This is a genomic window from Haladaptatus sp. CMSO5 (assembly GCF_036689885.1).
Lineage (GTDB): Archaea > Halobacteriota > Halobacteria > Halobacteriales > Halococcaceae > QDMS2.
The window spans coordinates 310673-326464 of record NZ_JBAHVW010000001.1 but is presented as its reverse complement, the minus strand read 5'-3'; the positions used below and the strand labels follow the sequence as shown (position 1 = coordinate 326464).

Below are 15792 nucleotides of genomic sequence, written 5' to 3'. Positions count from 1 at the left end.
ACTCATCTTTGCTGTCTCCTGAGACAATGCCCCAACACCGATACAAACTCGTGACGCTTGCCGTGCTCTTGCTTGTCTGCAGTGCAGGGCTTGCGACAGCGATTCCGGGCGAACGCGTCCTCGTCGTCTCCGATGCAGACACTGGCGAGCAGTTACTGGCCGTCCCCGTCGAAGAAAACACGACGGTGAACCTTTCCTACATGCACAGCGTCGAAAAGACCCCCGTGTACGACATTTACGAAGTCCACGGCGAGCGCCTTGATAACACCGAGATGCGCTTCCAGTCGTACGGCTGGGGGCTCCCGGCCCGAGAGGACGTCTACACCGAAAACGGCTTTTTCGTATTCAACCCAGAAAATCGGTCGTATGACGAACTTTACGTCAAGCCGGGTCGTATCGCCTCTCATCGCTTGACCGTCGGTGACCAGACGTACGACCTCGTCTCGCTCTCTGACGCTCAATCCGTCCGCATCACCGTAGAGCGCCGCTCTGTGCTCTCAACCGCCCTCTCACTTGAACCATGACTGATACCACACAACCGGCTGAACCCGAGGATGTAGACGAACTATCCGAAGAAGAACAAGAAGCGTTGTTAAAGGAACTCGAACGAAAGCGGTCACTCCGTGGCGTCGCCTCGATTGTCGTCACGGTAATCGCACTCGCCTTCTCGACCTATCAGATGTGGCTTGCCGCACGCGGGTTTGAGTTCAACGTCACCCTCCCGTTCGTGGGCGAAGTTGGGTTTGGCCAGCTCCAGTCGCTCCAGCTAAACGCCATCCACGTCGTGTTCGCCCTCGTGATTGCGTTCTTACTCTTTCCGCCCTCGACCGGCGATGGCTTCGTCTCTGGCCGACTCGCCCGCCTGCATTCGTGGGTGCGTGAGTCTGCGGGCGAGAACAGCGCGGTCGCGGGTGTTGCAGACCGCGTGGCTAACTTTTTCTACTGGTTCATGGGCGACCGAAACATCGACCGCATCACGCCCTTCGACCTCGTGTTGGTGCTCTTGGCGGTGCTCGCGGGCCACTACTACCTCACGAACTTCGAGGAAATCTTGAACCTCCGGGCGGTCGGCCTCTCGGCGGGTCGCACGCTCGGTGAGGTGTACACGTTCCTCGGCCCACTCGACGCCCTGCCCATAATTGGCACCTCGTCGTGGGCGTATCTGCTCGGCATCATCGCCGTCTTGCTCGTCTTAGAGGCGACCCGCCGGGCGCTTGGATTCTACTTGATGGCCATCGTGGGCTTTTTCATCGTCTATGCGAAGTTCGGCTGGCTCATCGCGCCGAACACGCCCGTCATCGGCGTGCTCTCGATTACGGACACGTCGTGGGGGCAAATCATCCGCAATCTATGGTACACAGACCAAGGGATTCTCGGGGTTCCCGTGCGCGTCTCGCTCGAGTTTATCTACATCTTCATCCTGTTCGGGGCGTTCCTCGAAACCTCGGGGGCGGGTCGATGGTTCATCGACCTCGCCTACTCCGTGACCGGGAAGCGCAAGGGTGGCCCGGCGAAGGCGTCGATTCTCGCCTCAGGCTTCATGGGAACCATCTCCGGGTCGTCGATTGCGAACACGGTGACGACCGGTGCGTTCACCATCCCGCTGATGAAGCGCTCTGGCTACCGCCCCGAGTTCGCGGGGGCGGTCGAAGCCTCGGCTTCCTCGGGTGGCCAGATTCTCCCGCCCGTCATGGGCGCGGCCGCGTTCCTCATCGTTGAGTACACGCTGACGCCGTACCCCGACGTCATTATCGCCGCCGCCATCCCCGCAATCGTCTTCTTCTTCGGCGTCTGGGTGATGGTTCACCTCGAAGCCTCTCGGCTCGACATCGGTGGCGTCGAAGGCGTTGACCTCGTCAACGTCGGTGACCACATGAAAAGCGGCTGGTTCTACCTCCTGCCGCTTGGCTTGCTGCTCTACTACCTCATCATTGTGCGCCTCTCTGTGGCCCGCTCTGCGTGGTTCACGCTGCTGGCCATCATGGCGCTCATCGTGGTGGTGGCCGCCTACAACGAACGGACGCGCGTCCCGCTCATCGGCTCTATCGTTGGCCTGTTCGCGCTGCAGTTCGCTGCCTACCTGTTCACGGGAACGGGTCTCGTCGGCGCGGCACTCGGTGAGACGGGGCCAGCCTTAGGTGCCGTCGAAGCGCTGTTCGCCGCTGGCGGCTCGCTCGGCATCATCATGCTCGGCGTCGGCGTGGCGACGTTGCTCGCCCGGCCGAACATCGAGGCACCGCTGCTCGAATACGATGACCAAGTCGATGACGCAGCGGAGACGGTCGGCAAAGTGCTCAACCGGGAACGGTTGATGGACACTGCGGCCGCACGGTACGCCACCTTCATCCTGAAGGCGATGGACGGCGGTGCACGTACCGCGACTACCGTTGTCGTGGCTGTGGCCGCAGCCGGTATCATCCCCGGCGTCATCGCGACCTCCGGGCTGGGACCGAATCTGACGGCGCTTATCTTGAACGTCGCCGGCACGTCGTTTGTCCTCTTGTTGATCATCACGGCTATCTCGTGTATCATCCTCGGGATGGGGATGCCGACCACCGTCACCTACATCATTCTGGTGTCGATGCTCGGGCCAGCGATGACTTCCTTTGGGATTCCGATTCTCGCAGCCCACCTGTTCATCCTCTACTTCGGCGTCATCGCAGACATCACGCCGCCGGTGGCCGTGGCTGCCTACGCCGCGTCCGGTGTCGCAAAATCCGATCCCTTCCAAACCGGGGTCGAAGCGTTCAGCCTCTCGCTGAACAAGGCCATCGTGCCGTTCGCGTTCGTCCTCTCGCCGGGTATCTTGCTCATCCGTGGGGTCGGGACGGGCGAGGAAGTGCACGTCATTGGCTTGGCTGATGTGCTCGACCTCGGCTTCTTCATCCCCGAAGTCGTCTTGCCGATTATCGGTGTGTTCATCGGCGTCGTCGGTCTCGGTGCCACGGTTATCGGCTACCTCTACACCGACGTCAGCAGAACAAACCGCGCCCTCTTCGCCGTCTCCGCGCTGTTGCTCATGGCTCCCGGGATGCTCACCAACGTCGTAGACTCGATTGCGAACACGGGCGAACTCGGCACGGTGCAACTCGCGCTTCGCGGCGTGGGTGCCATCCTGTTCGTCTTGCTCGTTGTCACGAACCGTCGCGCCGCCGGCCCTCGCGCTGAGGGTGCGAGCGCGACTTCCGACACGACGGCATAATTTACGACTCGGTCACTCGATTTTTGCGCGGCCGCTCGTCGCACTTTGAATTCGGTCACGGAGCGTCGCGGCTTCAGAAACCGGTGTACGCACAGAAAAGGAAACGTCCGCCTCGTAGGCCGCGTCGAACTCGTAGCCCGTCGATTCGATGATGCCACGAACTGTGCCTGAATCGTCGTATTCGACGGTAATCGACACCTGCTCGTGGGGTCGTTCTTCTTTGATACCCGCCGCCTCGACCGCTTTCTTTGTCGCCTGTGAGTAGGCGCGAACAAGCCCACCAACGCCGAGGTTCGTCCCGCCGTAGTAGCGCGTAATCACGACGACGACGTTCTCCAACTCCTCGTGTTTCAGGACGGAGAGCGCGGGCTTCCCGGCGGAGTTGGTCGGCTCGCCGTCGTCGCTCTCCCACTCGCGCAACGGGTCTGCTCGTATTCGGTAGGCGGGCACGTTGTGCGTGGCGTCTGCGTACTCGTCGGAAACGGCGTCGATGAATGCCTCTGCGTCCTCGACGGTCGAGGCGGGCATGGCGTGGCCGATGAACTCAGACCCGCGCACGGAAACGCGGGCTTCGCCGCGGCCGCGGACGGTGCGATACGGGTCTGTCGTCATGTCCCATGGCTTCGACAGCCGCGCCTATACGCGTTACGAGAAGATGAGAAAAGCGAGGGCCAATGCCCTCTCCGGGAGAGAATGTGGTTCGATGGTGCCTCTGACTGCGACGGCGTAGACGGGTCGCGTCGTTTCAGTCCGTCGCCATGTGTACGTTTACGGCGCTTCTATTCAATCCATCGACCGAACTGGGGGCTCAGCGGCAGGTTTTGTCACACGTGTTACTTACTGACGTCTAAGTCTTCGCCCACGCGGACGATGGCTTCGAGGTCGAAGCCACCCTCCGCTAAGTTCTCGACGGCGCCCTGATTGCGGTCGACGACCACGATGAGCCGAGAGACGGTTGCGCCGAGTTCGGTTTCGACGAACTGGGCGGTTTCGAGAATCGTGCCGCCGGTCGTCGTCACGTCTTCGAGGAGCGCCACCTTGTCGCCTTCCTCGATGGTTCCCTCGATGCGGGTGTCGGTGCCGTAGCCCTTCGCCTCCTTGCGGATGAACGCACCCTTGATGCCCGTCTTCATCGTCACCGCGGCGACGAGCGGCACTGCTCCCAACTCGGGGCCAGCTATCACGTCTATGTCGCTGTCTGCGAGCATCGACGCAATCTCTTCGGCAATCGCTTCGAGCACCGCCGGTTGGGTCTCGAAGATATACTTATCCACGTAGTACGTCGAGGTCTCGCCGCTCGCCAGTTCGAACTCGCCGTACTTCACAGCGCCACACTCCTCGATAAGAGACGCAATGTCAGCCATTGCCAATTCGACTGCGAGAGGCGGCAAAAACGTTGTCTATTCGAGTTCGATTTTCCGGACGAACGGCAGGCGACGAATCTCATTGATGAGGTCGCCGGGCAGCTCGTCGTCCATGATGATGTAGAGGCGCGGTTCGTCGGTGAACTCCGGGTCTTCGCTGATGGTCTGGCGAATCGAGATGCCGTTGTCCGCGAGCAGGCCCGTCACCGTGGCGACGATGCCCGGTTCGTCTGCATCTGCGACTTCGACCGTAAGCACGGTCAAATCGAGCACTGGCGCGAGGTCGCGCAGGCTCGGAATCGCGGAGATGTTCTCGAAGATACGTTTGAGTTCCTCGTCTGCGAGAATCGCGTCGGTCGTCGCGTCTACGACTCTGCGGTCTACGTCAATCTCGCGGGCGATGCCCGTGTTCGGGATTTCGATGCCGCCCGAAACGACCCGGCCCTGTTCGTTCACCGAGAAGCCGCGTTCGAGCAGGAGGCGGATGACCGCCTGCTGGCTCGGGCTGCCCTCGAACTTCTGCATGATTTCGTCGAACATTCAGAGCGCACCTTTCGTACTCGGCGTGTCCGTCCGCCGCTCGTCGATTCGCGTCGCGTCGTCGAGGCTCCGAGCGAGGGCTTTGAACAGCGCCTCGACCTCGTGGTGGGCGTTGTCGCCCGTGACGCTCGCGTGCAGCGTCAGCCCGGCGTTCATGGCGAGCGACATGGCGAAGTGCTCTGCCATGTGGCTCGTGAACTCCCCGATGTGGTCTTGGGAGAACTCGCCTTCGAAGCCGAAGTAGGGGCGACCCGAGATGTCAACGACGACGGAGGCGACGGCCTCGTCCAGCGGTACCTTGCGGTCTGCATAGCGGACGATGCCGCGTTTGTCGCCAAGCGCCTCGTCGAAGGCTTGGCCAAGGGTGATTGCCACGTCTTCGACGGTGTGGTGGTCGTCAATCTCCAAGTCGCCGTCACACCGCACCGTCAGGTCGAACAGCCCGTGGGTGGCGAATGCTTCGAGCATGTGGTCGAAAAAGCCGATGCCCGTGTCCACGACGGATTCGCCCTCGCCGTCGATTCCGAGGGTAACCTCGATGTCCGTCTCGGCCGTTTCGCGCGTGACGGCCGCCGAGCGTTCACTCATAGCAGGAAAAAGACTGTCCACCTACATGGTGGTTCCGTTTATCCGGGTTTACTCCAACGCCGCCTGCGCGTCTGCGAGCGAGAATCGCCCCTCGTACAGCGCACTCCCGACCACGACGGCGTCCGCCCCCGCATCTCGCAGCGCCACCACGTCCTCGATAGTCGCCACGCCGCCACTTGCAACGATTGGAATCTCGACTGCTTCCGCAAGTCGTTTCACCGGCTCAGTCTGGACGCCTTCCAGCCTGCCCTCCACGTCCACGTCGGTGAAGAGAATCGCGCCCGCACCGAGTTCCTCGTAGCGTTTGGCGGCTTCTGCCGGGTCGAGTCCCGTGCCCTCAGTCCATCCCGAAACCACGACTTCGCCACCTTTCGCGTCGAGCGAGACCATCACGCTGCCCGGATACTGTTCGCTAATCTCCTCGACAATCTCGGGGTTTTCGATAGCGGCGGTTCCGAGAATCACGCGGTCAACGCCCCGCGAGAGCAGGTCGAAGGCGTCTTCGGCCGTGCGAATGCCACCGCCGAGTTGCACGTCCACGTCCACGGCGTCGAGGATGGCTTCGACGGCCGTCGCGTTCTGGCGCTCGCCCTCGAACGCGCCGTCTAAGTCCACGAGGTGGAGGGTGGTCGCGCCCGCCGCAATCCACTTCTCTGCGGCTTCGACAGGGTCGCCGTAGGTCTTTTCGGTGCCGCGCTCGCCGCCGACGAGCTGGACGACCTGTCCGTCTTGCATGTCCACTGCCGGGATGACGCGAAACTCTGGAAATGCGCTCATTGCCCGGAGGTGGGGAGGGCGTGTGCGTAAAGCCCTCGGCTTCGGCAGGAACTGCTACTCGGCTTCGTCCTCGTCGGGTTCGACCAACACCAGCGGGTTGCCGTACAAATCCTCAATGACGGCTTCGAGGCCGAACAGCCGTTCTGCCGGTTGCTGGCGGATCGTCACGTTGCCCTCCGCGAGTTGTTCGATGGTGCCCCGACAGTCGTGAACCACGTAGGCCCACGGCGTGGCGTTCCCGATTTGGGCGCGCATTCGCGCGGCGGTCTCCGGCCCGTGAAACTCGTCGTGTGGTTTTTCCAGTGCGATTGCCACTTCCGTCTGTGCCCATGGGGTCACCGTGACCCACCGAACGCCCGGTGCGACCTCCGTATCCTCACGCGGGACGAACCCGAGCGTGTTGGTGTAGAAGTCGAGCGCGTCGTCCTGGTCTTCGACATACACCGTGACGAACGCCAACCGTTCTATCATAGCCCAGTTACACCATTCGACAATATACCTCCGTTGGCCGTTTCCGAGGCCGACACGGTTTAACCGCCTCGCCACCATCGATGTGACGTGCTTAGCGCGCTGCTCATCGTTGGCTTGCTCGTCGCTGCCTTTGTTGGGTTCAACATCGGTGGCTCCTCTACGGGCGTGGCCTTCGGCCCGGCTGTTGGCAGTCGCGTCATCTCGAAACTCGCCGCTGCCGCGCTGATGTCCGGCTTCGCCCTGCTCGGCGGCTGGACCGTGGGCCGCAACGTGGTCGAAACCATGGGCGGCCAAATCGTCCCACAGGACTACTTCACGCTCGCGGCGAGCGTCGCCATCCTGTTTTTCATCGGTCTCGCGCTGCTCATCTCGAACCTGTTTGGCGTCCCCGCTTCGACCTCGATGACCGCCGTCGGCGCGATTGCGGGCCTCGGCGTCGCTACCGGCAGCATCGACTGGGCCGTGATGGGCCACATCGTGAGCTGGTGGCTCGTCGCGCCCATCCTCGCCTTCTGGGTGTGTGCGGTCATCGGGCGCTATCTCTACCCCTATCTCGACCACTGGTTCGCCTTAGACCGAAGCGACGGCGCGTTCATCGAACTCGACCGCTCGGGGGTCATCCCGCGCCCGCACTTCGGAGAGACTGTGAGCCCGCGAAACATCCTCGGCGGCATCCTCGTCATCGCCATTGGCTGTTACATGGCCTTCTCTGCGGGCGCGTCGAACGTCGCAAACGCCATCGCGCCGCTGTATGGCAACGGCGCTATCACGATGAATCAGGGCATCCTGCTCGCCGGGGGCGCAATCGGCCTCGGGGCGTTCACCATCGCCCGGCGCACCCTCGATACGGTTGGCAACGACCTGACCGACCTCCCGATTCTCGCCGCGCTCATCGTGGAAGTCGTGAGCGCGAGCCTGATTACGGGCCTCTCGTACCTCGGCATTCCCGCGAGCCTCGCCGTGAGCGCGACGATGTGCATCATCGGCCTCGGCTGGGGGCGCGCCACCCGAACCGTGACCATCTCACAGGCCGCGAGCGTCGCGGTCAGGGGAACTGCAGGCGGTGCGACGGCCGAAGACGGCGGCGTCTCGGTGAACGCGCTCACCGCAGAGCGCGAGGAGACGGTGCCAAAGATTGGCGAACAGCAACCCGACTCCATCACCGCGAGCGAGCTGTTCGACCCGCAGGCGACGGGCAAAGTCATCATGCTCTGGTTGCTCACGCCGACGCTCGCCGCCGTCGCCTCGTACCTACTCTTCCGCTTTGCCCCCTTCGTGTGAGCATCCCGCCTGATTTATCATGACCTCGCAAACAGCAAGGTCTAACAAGCAGGCGACCCAACCGAGCCATGATGCCCACGGTAGAATACCTCAACTACGAAGTACTGGACGACCAGGGCTGGGACATGGACGACGACGACCTCTTCGAGCAGGCTGCAGACGCCGGTCTCGACGCAGAGGACTACGGTACCCTCGAAGTCAACCAGGGCGAGTACGTCCTCGAAGCAGCAGAGGCACAGGGCTACGACTGGCCTTTCTCGTGCCGTGCTGGTGCCTGTGCAAACTGCGCAGCCATCATCATGGAAGGCGAAATCGAGATGGACATGCAGCAGATTCTCTCCGACGAAGAAGTCGAGGAGAAGGGCGTTCGCCTGACCTGCATCGGCAGCCCTGCCGCTGACGAAATCAAAATCGTCTACAACGCAAAGCACCTCGACTACCTGCAGAACCGCGTCATCTAAACGCTTCCCTGCAACCTTTTCCGCGCTGCTACAGCCGTGAGCCACAGCACTCGCCCACCACAAACGCTTATCTCGCTTGAGTGTCCGTATTCTGTCAGTGTTCGCTTCGATTCCAGACCTCCTGCGGCTTCTCATCATTCCGGTTCTCGGGTGGGCAGCGTGGCGCGATATTAAGACCCGCCGGGTGCCGAACGTGACGTGGATTCCCCTCGCACTCCTCGCCGTCTCGCTGTTCGCGTGGGACGGCTACACCGCCTACACCAGCAGCGCGTTCGCCCGCCAGTTGTTCCTCATCCGTGCAGGCCTCAGCGTCGGCCTCGTCATCCCGCTCAGCTACCTGTTCTGGCGCATCGGCGGCTTTGGCGGCGCAGACGCGAAGGCGATGTTCGTCCTCGCCGTCCTGTTTCCGACGTTTCCCGTCTATCGCGTCGCGGACACGGTGCTCCCCTACGCCTGGACGCCGATTGGCGTCTTCTCGCTCACCATCCTCACGAACACCGTCCTCATCGGGCTGTTCTATCCGGTGGTGCTGACGCTCAGAAACGCCCTCTCTGGCAACGTCTCTGCGGTGATGTTCGTCGGCAGACCCGTCTCGTGGCAGCGAGTCACCCAATCCTATGGCCGCCTGCTCGAAACGCCCGCGGGCTTTACCCGCGGCGGTCTCGACATCGACGCGCTGCGGATGTACCTGCGCTATCGCGGGCTGACGCTCGAAGCCGTCAGAGGCGACCCTGATACGTACCGCGACCCGCGGTCGCTTCCCGCAGAGCCGAATCCGCCGGGCGACGGTGCGCTCACCGACGGGGGCGTCGAACTCGAAGCGACCGAACCCGACCCCGCAGACCCCACCGCAAACGACCCGTGGGGCGCACAGGCGTTTCTCGACGACATCGACCACTCGGCCTACGGCACCACGCCCGCCCAACTGCGCGAGGGACTCGACTTACTCGTCACCGCAGACGAGGTGTGGGTGTCGCCGGGCGTGCCGTTCATCGTCCCGCTGTTCGTCGGCCTGCTCGTCGCGCTCACCTACGGCGACGTGCTGTATTCGCTCTTGCAGGCGCTCGGACTCGCGTGAAAAGACTCAAAGCCGCCTCCTCCCTTCTCCCGACTATGATTGACCTCGCGTTCGACGAGAACGGCCTGCTCCCAGCCATCGCACAGGACGATGAGACGGGCGAGGTGCTGATGCTCGCCTACGTCACCGAACAAGCGGTTGCGAAAACCGAGGAAACCGGCCTCGCTCACTACTACTCGCGTTCGCGCGACGAACTCTGGAAGAAGGGGGCAACCAGCGGCCACGTCCAACACGTCTCCGAGATTCGCGTCGATTGCGATGGCGACACCCTACTCTACCTCGTCCAGCAGGACGGCGGCGGGGCCTGTCACACGGGCTATCGCTCGTGTTTCTACCGCACGCTCTCGGGTGAGGTGGTCGGTGAAAAGGCGTTCGACCCGGACGACGTCTACTGAGTCGCTTCTTCTTTCTCGGCTTCGATGGCTTCTTCTTTGGCCGCAATCAGTGCGTCGTACATCCCGTCTGCGAGTTCCTGTGCGCGGTGGATGCCGCGTGCCTCGGCGTAGATGCGGATGAGCGGTTCGGTGCCGCTCGGGCGGACGAGCACCCACGCATCGCCGTAGTCGAGGCGGAAGCCGTCGATGGTCGAAAGCTCCGCAGACGCCTTCTCTGCTTGCTGCTCTGCGGCGTACAGCATCGCGTCGTACTCGGCGTCGGAGTCGTAGTGAATCTTCGTCCGGACGTTCTCGTAGCCCTCGAAGCGGTTTACGACCTCGCTCGCGGTGCGGTCTGCGAGCAGTTCGAGGAACTTCGCGGCAGTGTACGCCCCATCACGGGCAAGCCGATAGTCGGGGAACAAGACGCCGCCGTTGCCCTCTCCGGCGACTGGGACGTGCACGTCGCCCCGTTGGAGTTCTTCGATGCGCGTGATGATGTTCGTGCTTCCCACCGGCGTCAGTTCGAGCGACGCACCGATTTCGGTGGTCAGGTCAACGAGGCGCTGGGAGACGTTCACCGCGGAGACGGTGGCGTCGTCGGGCGTGAGTTCGGCCTCCGCAAGCGCGGCGAGCGTGGCGTCACCTTCGATGTAGCGCCCTTTCTCGTCGTAGAAGATGGCGCGGTCTGCGTCGCCGTCGTGGGCGATGCCGATATCCGCACCCGACGCGCGGACGAGGCGGCCGAGGTCTGCGAGATTTTCGGGGATGGGTTCGGGGTCGCGTCCGGGGAAGTAGCCGTCCGGTTGTGCGTTTACGGTCACGACCTCACAGCCGAGTTCGCGGAAGAAGTCGGGGCTGGTGAGAGAGCCCGCGCCGTGGCCCGGGTCGAGGGCGACGGTCAGGTTCGCCGCGGCGATTGCCTCGCGGTCGACCGAGTCGAGGAGTTCTTCGACGTACGCATCGCGCGCGCCATCGACGACGCGGGTGGTGCCCGTCTCGTTCCACGCTACCTTGTCGAACTTCTCCCCGAGGATGGTGCCCTCGACGCGTTCGAGCTGGTGTTTCGAGAGTTCGACGCCATCGTCACCGATGAGTTTGATGCCGTTGTACTCCGGCGGGTTGTGACTCGCCGTAATCATGAGCCCGGGGACGCCTTCGCGCTCGGCATATGCCTGTAAGCCCGGCGTCGGGATGATGCCGAGGCGGTCTACGTTCGCCCCGGTGCTCGCAAGCCCGCTCGCGGCGGCGTCTGCGAACATCCGTCCAGTGGTTCGTGTGTCTCGGCCAACGGCGACGCGGTCTGCGTTCCAGACCGTTCCAGCGGCCGCGGCGACGCGCAGGGCGAACGAGGGCGTGAGTTCGATGTTCGCCACCCCACGGGTGCCACTCGACCCGAATACTTTCATTGTCGAATCCCTAGCGGCGGCCAATTGAAAGCCTTGCGACGTTCTCCGGCGGGTGTGTGGCAGTCTCGGGCAGGATTCGACGGTCAGGTGTGCACGGCGTGATAAACCAATAACGGGGATATCAAACCGACCACCTTGCTCTGTTTTGCCCTACTCGCTACCGGTTGCCTCCGGTGTTCGTCGCCCCCAGAGAAGGGACAGCGCGTTGCCCACACCGACGACGACCGCGAATTTCGCCAAATCTGGACTCACCCCTGCAAGCAACACAGCCCCGCCAGCGACGCCCATCACGACGAATCCGAGTTCCATGTAGTTCGGAACGGTGTCGTACACTACCCGAACCGAACCACCTGCAAAGACGAATGCGTAGCCACAGAGTAGTCCCAACACCGTTGGAGCGATGTCATTGGCGATTCCCCACGCCACCACCGTCGCCACAAACAGCGCAAGCCCTTTCGAAACGGTGCGTTGAGTTTTCAAGTGCACAACAAAGCGTTCGCTGAGGGATGGATAAATTATCTCTGAATGACATGTCCGTGTCGGTGAAAAACAGCAGTCGCGATGTATTATTCAGTCGTCCGCGCTCACCGACCCACTACTCTCATTTCCAAGCGCCTCGTTCACGGTGCCAGCCGTCTGTTTCAAGATGCCGCGGAAGGCCTTGCGCCGGGCGACGAACAGGGCTCCCCCGAGGACGACATAGAGCGCCGTGTAGGCGAGCAGGAGTTCGTAGCTCGAAATAGAGAGCGTGATGAGGTCGCGGATGAGCAGGAACTCCATGACGACCTGCGAGACGAACAACACGAGAAGGGCAATCGCCTCGCGCACCGAAATCTCGAAGTTCACGAGCAGGGCGATGGCGAAGAACGACTGGGCTGCAGTCAGCCAGATTTCGCCCGACTGTTTCTGGTCGAACGGGAGTGCGCCGTACGTGCCAAGTGCGATGGAGTAGACGACCACGAGCGTCCCGATGAGGAGCGTCCACTGGTTGAGTTTCGAGGAGATGAGCGCGTTGAATCCGGCGGTCGAGCGCGCCTTGTTCACGAGGTAGGCGACGACGATGAGTTCGGGCGACTCAGATGCGAGCGGCGCAATCCACTGAATCATGAAGAAGGACGGAATCCCGACTGCGGTGCCGAGTTCTTCGAGGCCGTGGGCGAACGGTTCGACGGCGGTGAAAATCATCAGCCCGGAGTAGGCAAACAGCACGAAGACGGCTGCAAGGCGCGGCCCGCGGGGGAACTGCTGGAGATAGGCGGGCACGCCCACGTTGTGTTCTTCGGTCTCCACGTCGCCTTTGAGGACGATGAGGATGTAGGTGATGTAGAGACCGACGAGGAACGCCATGTCGAAGATGTCGATGCCGCCGCCGAGCGGGACGAGGAACGCCCAGAGTGTCGCGGCGAGCAGGAAGACGATTTCGAGGCCGACGTCGCGGTCGAGTTTCACCACGTCTGCGAGGAAGCCACTGCGGCGTTCGACGGCCGGGTCGTCCCCAGACCCGCGCCGGAAAATGGTGAACAGCGCGATTCCGGCCCAGCCGAGACCGATGAGGATGCGGTTCGCGCCGGTCATGTTCGCCACGGCGAGGTTACCGGCTTCGATACCGCGTTCGGTGCCGGCATACACGCCTGCGTTCCACGCGTAGAGCGCGTCAACCGCGTATTCGGGCGCGACGGCGAGCACCGCCAAGATGGCGATGGCGAACGCCCGGGGAACGTCTTTTTCTGCGGTTTCTGCCCCCCACGCGAGCAGGAAGGATGCGCCGAGGACGGCGAGGCCGCTCACGGCCACGGTGGCCATCGTCGAGAGCGACGGAATCAGCCCCAGCCACACCGCGATCCACGGCAGCGTGAGCGCGACGGTCGCCGCAATCGCACCGAGTGCTTGTCGTTTCATCTGTCGATTCGCCCCTCCTCGTCGCCTGCCTTCCAGCACGCGGATGATACGCGTATCATGTCTGTCTCGAGTAGTGTGTCTCGTCCGTGACAAAGCGCGTCACGTATTTAATCCACAAGCTATCCGTCTTCTTGGCGATTTCGGGTGTGAGCAGCGCTGAGGCTCAAAAATCCGATGTTTTGCGGGTGGTGGGGGATTTGCCGGATAGAGGGCCTCAAACCCCGATACTCGACTAAATCAGGGGTAGATTGTCGATTTGCTCAATCGAGCACGTCGATGTCCGCGCGTGGGGCGTTCTTCTTCACGCTCTCGATGCCGCGTTCTGCGCCCTGTTTGGTCTGGTAGCCTTCGCCGCTGTCTGCGATGATGTTCCCGTTCGAGGCGACGAGCCGCCAGCGCCACTCGCCTGCGGCGTCTTTGAACAGTTCGAACGTCGGAGTGTTTGCCATACTTGACTCTCGCACGACCAGTACAAAGAAGCGTGGTGTCTCAGATTCGACAGGACACGGCGATTCCCTGCCCGACCGGGAGCGCGTAGGTCTCGAACCCGTCGGCGTGCGAAACGTAGTCAAAATACGCGGCCACCGCGCGGGTGCGCTCGTTCGGCGCTGGTTCCCCCGAGAGCGTCGCCTCCAAGCCTGCGGGGGTGAGCGGCTGTTCGGTGTCGGTGCTGAGCACGTTATCTGCGATAATCGCCCCACCCGGCGCGACGGCGTCTCGAACGGCCTCGAACCCCTCGACGTAGTCTGCGGTGTTATGGTCGAGGACGACGAGGTTGAACGGGCCGCGTGCTTCGCGCGCGAGTGTGATGGCATCTCCCTGTGCAAATGTGGCCTTCTGTGCGAGGCTGCCGCGCTCGAAGTAGGCCTCCGCATCCGCGAGCAATCCCGCATCTCGGCCGGTCAGGGTGATCGTTCCTTCTTCGGGGAGTACGCGCGCAATCCAGTACGCAGAATACCCAAACCCAGAGCCGAGTTCGAACACGGTTTTCGTCCCACGCAGGCGAGCACACAGCGCGAGCGTCCGGCCAACTTCTGCGCCGACGATAGGAAACCCCTCGCGGGTCGCTCGCTGTTCCATCTCCGTGAGAATCTCATCCGCGTTCGGCCCGGCCAGTTCGAGGAGTGCAGCCACCGTGTCCGAATGGAGTCGAGCCATAGGTGGACTACGCCGATTTCGCTCCTAATCGTTCCTCTACCTGCGCACTCGTATCATCCAATCACCACAAAACCTACCACGTCGCCACGAGCAGGCGTCGTATGGTCAACTTCGGGCTCATCCTCGGAGGCCTCGTGTTCGCCGGACTGGGCGTCCTCGCCATCCGCGACCCGGAGTTTTTCGCCATCGTCGCCATCTCGCTTCGCTCGGGGTCGATGCAGGAGCCCGGAAGCATCGAACCGTCGGCGGGACAGACCGACTTCGCGCCGTTTGCCGGCGGTTTATTCCTTTTCATCGGCCTCGTGCTGGTCATCATGGCGGTCTGACTCGTTCCACAACCGTTTTCACCGCCGCAGAGTCGTGTGTCAGGTATGCAAAGCCTCGAGGAAAAACGGGTGTTTGGGGAAAAGACGGGCAAGACCGTCGTCCTCGCGGCCACCGATGTTGGCGTTGCTGCCGTCTCTCTTGCGGGCGAACAGGTCGGACAAATAGAACTCTTAGCGCAGTGTACCGCCCGGGACGTAGCGACGAGCGACGACCAAGTGGCCATCGCCACGGACGAAGACGTACTGCTCCACGACGGCGACGACTTCACGGAAACCGACTTCGGCCCCGCGACCGCCGTCCGATTCAGCGACGGCGTCCTGCTCGCGGGAGCCGAAGACGGGACGCTCGCGCGCTTCGACGCCGGCTGGACGACAATCGCGGAACTCGACGCCCGAATCAACGCGATTTCGAGCAACCTCGTCGCCACCGACGCGGGCGTCTGTCAGGTCACCACCGCAGACTGCATCGAAGCCGGACTCTCCACGGTGCGCGACGTGTCAACCGACGGAACGCCACACGCCGCCACCGCAGACGGCCTCTACTACCTCGGGAACGGCTGGATGGACGCCCTCGACGGCGATTTCCACATGGTCGCCACCGCCGAAGACGGCGGGGCGCACGCCGCCACCGCAGACACATTTTACGCCCACGACGACGAGTGGGACGCCGTCTCGCTCCCCGTCTCGGGGCAGGTCGCAGACGTGGCCTACGCCGACGCCACCTACGCCGCGACGGTGGACGGCACCTTCCTGCTCGACGCAGGAGAGGGCTGGCGCACCTACCCGCTTGGCCTGCGTGACGTGCACGCACTCTGCGTGCTGTAGTGGACCGAAAATGGGTTGATGCCGTGGGTGTACCCTTCG

19 protein-coding genes are annotated in these 15792 nt (G+C 62.7%); 8 read left to right on the top strand and 11 right to left on the bottom strand.

Translation table 11 applies throughout. The annotated features are described in order from the left end of the window. Nucleotides 1-26: 26 nt before the first annotated feature. Nucleotides 27-524, top strand: a complete 498-nt coding sequence (locus tag V5N12_RS01695; RefSeq protein ID WP_332897422.1) for a DUF1850 domain-containing protein — start codon at nucleotides 27-29, stop codon at nucleotides 522-524. After that, nucleotides 521-3202: a TRAP transporter permease gene (locus V5N12_RS01690; protein WP_332897421.1), complete on the top strand. Its 2682-nt coding sequence runs from the start codon at nucleotides 521-523 to the stop codon at nucleotides 3200-3202. The genes V5N12_RS01695 and V5N12_RS01690 overlap by 4 nt, the downstream gene beginning before the upstream one ends. Nucleotides 3203-3214: 12 nt before the next feature. Here the strand turns inward: V5N12_RS01690 and V5N12_RS01685 are convergent, their stop codons facing one another. From V5N12_RS01685 to V5N12_RS01660, 6 genes are all read right to left on the bottom strand, one after another. Beyond that, nucleotides 3215-3814, bottom strand: coding sequence for an IMPACT family protein (locus V5N12_RS01685; protein WP_332897420.1), 600 nt, complete (start codon nucleotides 3812-3814; stop codon nucleotides 3215-3217). 221 nt (nucleotides 3815-4035) lie between these two features. After that, nucleotides 4036-4566, bottom strand: a complete 531-nt coding sequence (gene pyrE / locus V5N12_RS01680) for an orotate phosphoribosyltransferase (protein WP_332897419.1) — start codon at nucleotides 4564-4566, stop codon at nucleotides 4036-4038. Nucleotides 4567-4602: 36 nt separating this feature from the next. After that, nucleotides 4603-5106 carry an ACT domain-containing protein gene (locus V5N12_RS01675; RefSeq protein ID WP_332897418.1) on the bottom strand — a complete coding sequence of 168 codons (504 nt, stop codon included), beginning with the start codon at nucleotides 5104-5106 and terminating at the stop codon, nucleotides 4603-4605. After that, nucleotides 5107-5694: an imidazoleglycerol-phosphate dehydratase HisB gene (hisB, locus tag V5N12_RS01670; protein WP_332897417.1), complete on the bottom strand. Its 588-nt coding sequence runs from the start codon at nucleotides 5692-5694 to the stop codon at nucleotides 5107-5109. 48 nt (nucleotides 5695-5742) lie between these two features. Then, entirely contained in the window at nucleotides 5743-6471 is a 729-nt protein-coding gene (gene hisA, locus V5N12_RS01665; RefSeq protein ID WP_332897416.1) for a 1-(5-phosphoribosyl)-5-[(5-phosphoribosylamino)methylideneamino]imidazole-4-carboxamide isomerase, read from the bottom strand. Nucleotides 6472-6525: 54 nt separating this feature from the next. Beyond that, complete coding sequence (locus V5N12_RS01660) at nucleotides 6526-6942, bottom strand: VOC family protein (RefSeq protein WP_332897415.1); 417 nt, start codon at nucleotides 6940-6942, stop codon at nucleotides 6526-6528. Nucleotides 6943-7029: 87 nt separating this feature from the next. Between V5N12_RS01660 and V5N12_RS01655 the strand changes: the two genes are divergently transcribed. From V5N12_RS01655 to hisI, 4 genes are all read left to right on the top strand, one after another. Beyond that, nucleotides 7030-8223, top strand: coding sequence for an inorganic phosphate transporter (locus V5N12_RS01655; protein ID WP_332897414.1), 1194 nt, complete (start codon nucleotides 7030-7032; stop codon nucleotides 8221-8223). Between the two features lie 71 nt (nucleotides 8224-8294). Beyond that, on the top strand, nucleotides 8295-8684 hold the full coding sequence (gene fer / locus V5N12_RS01650; protein ID WP_332897413.1) for a ferredoxin Fer: 390 nt from the start codon (nucleotides 8295-8297) through the stop codon (nucleotides 8682-8684). 97 nt (nucleotides 8685-8781) lie between these two features. After that, nucleotides 8782-9762 (top strand): A24 family peptidase, encoded by a 981-nt coding sequence (locus V5N12_RS01645; RefSeq protein WP_332897412.1) that lies wholly within the window; start codon nucleotides 8782-8784, stop codon nucleotides 9760-9762. 35 nt (nucleotides 9763-9797) lie between these two features. After that, on the top strand, nucleotides 9798-10157 hold the full coding sequence (gene hisI, locus V5N12_RS01640) for a phosphoribosyl-AMP cyclohydrolase (protein ID WP_332897411.1): 360 nt from the start codon (nucleotides 9798-9800) through the stop codon (nucleotides 10155-10157). Here hisI and glmM read toward each other — a convergent pair. From glmM to V5N12_RS01615, 5 genes are all read right to left on the bottom strand, one after another. Next, a complete protein-coding gene (gene glmM / locus V5N12_RS01635; RefSeq protein ID WP_332897410.1) occupies nucleotides 10151-11545 on the bottom strand; it encodes a phosphoglucosamine mutase in 1395 nt (464 codons plus the stop codon). The genes hisI and glmM overlap by 7 nt on opposite strands. Nucleotides 11546-11695: 150 nt before the next feature. Beyond that, nucleotides 11696-12031 (bottom strand): hypothetical protein, encoded by a 336-nt coding sequence (locus tag V5N12_RS01630; RefSeq protein ID WP_332897409.1) that lies wholly within the window; start codon nucleotides 12029-12031, stop codon nucleotides 11696-11698. An 84-nt stretch (nucleotides 12032-12115) separates the two neighbouring features. Continuing rightward, nucleotides 12116-13444 carry a sodium:calcium antiporter gene (locus tag V5N12_RS01625; RefSeq protein ID WP_332897408.1) on the bottom strand — a complete coding sequence of 443 codons (1329 nt, stop codon included), beginning with the start codon at nucleotides 13442-13444 and terminating at the stop codon, nucleotides 12116-12118. Between the two features lie 260 nt (nucleotides 13445-13704). After that, complete coding sequence (locus V5N12_RS01620) at nucleotides 13705-13893, bottom strand: HVO_2922 family protein (protein WP_332897407.1); 189 nt, start codon at nucleotides 13891-13893, stop codon at nucleotides 13705-13707. Nucleotides 13894-13933: 40 nt separating this feature from the next. Continuing rightward, nucleotides 13934-14602 carry an O-methyltransferase gene (locus tag V5N12_RS01615; RefSeq protein ID WP_332897406.1) on the bottom strand — a complete coding sequence of 223 codons (669 nt, stop codon included), beginning with the start codon at nucleotides 14600-14602 and terminating at the stop codon, nucleotides 13934-13936. A gap of 101 nt (nucleotides 14603-14703) precedes the next feature. Between V5N12_RS01615 and V5N12_RS01610 the strand changes: the two genes are divergently transcribed. Next, nucleotides 14704-14928 carry a hypothetical protein gene (locus V5N12_RS01610; protein WP_332897405.1) on the top strand — a complete coding sequence of 75 codons (225 nt, stop codon included), beginning with the start codon at nucleotides 14704-14706 and terminating at the stop codon, nucleotides 14926-14928. A 45-nt stretch (nucleotides 14929-14973) separates the two neighbouring features. Continuing rightward, nucleotides 14974-15753, top strand: a complete 780-nt coding sequence (locus V5N12_RS01605; RefSeq protein ID WP_332897404.1) for an HVO_0234 family beta-propeller protein — start codon at nucleotides 14974-14976, stop codon at nucleotides 15751-15753. The last annotated feature ends 39 nt before the right edge of the window (nucleotides 15754-15792 follow it).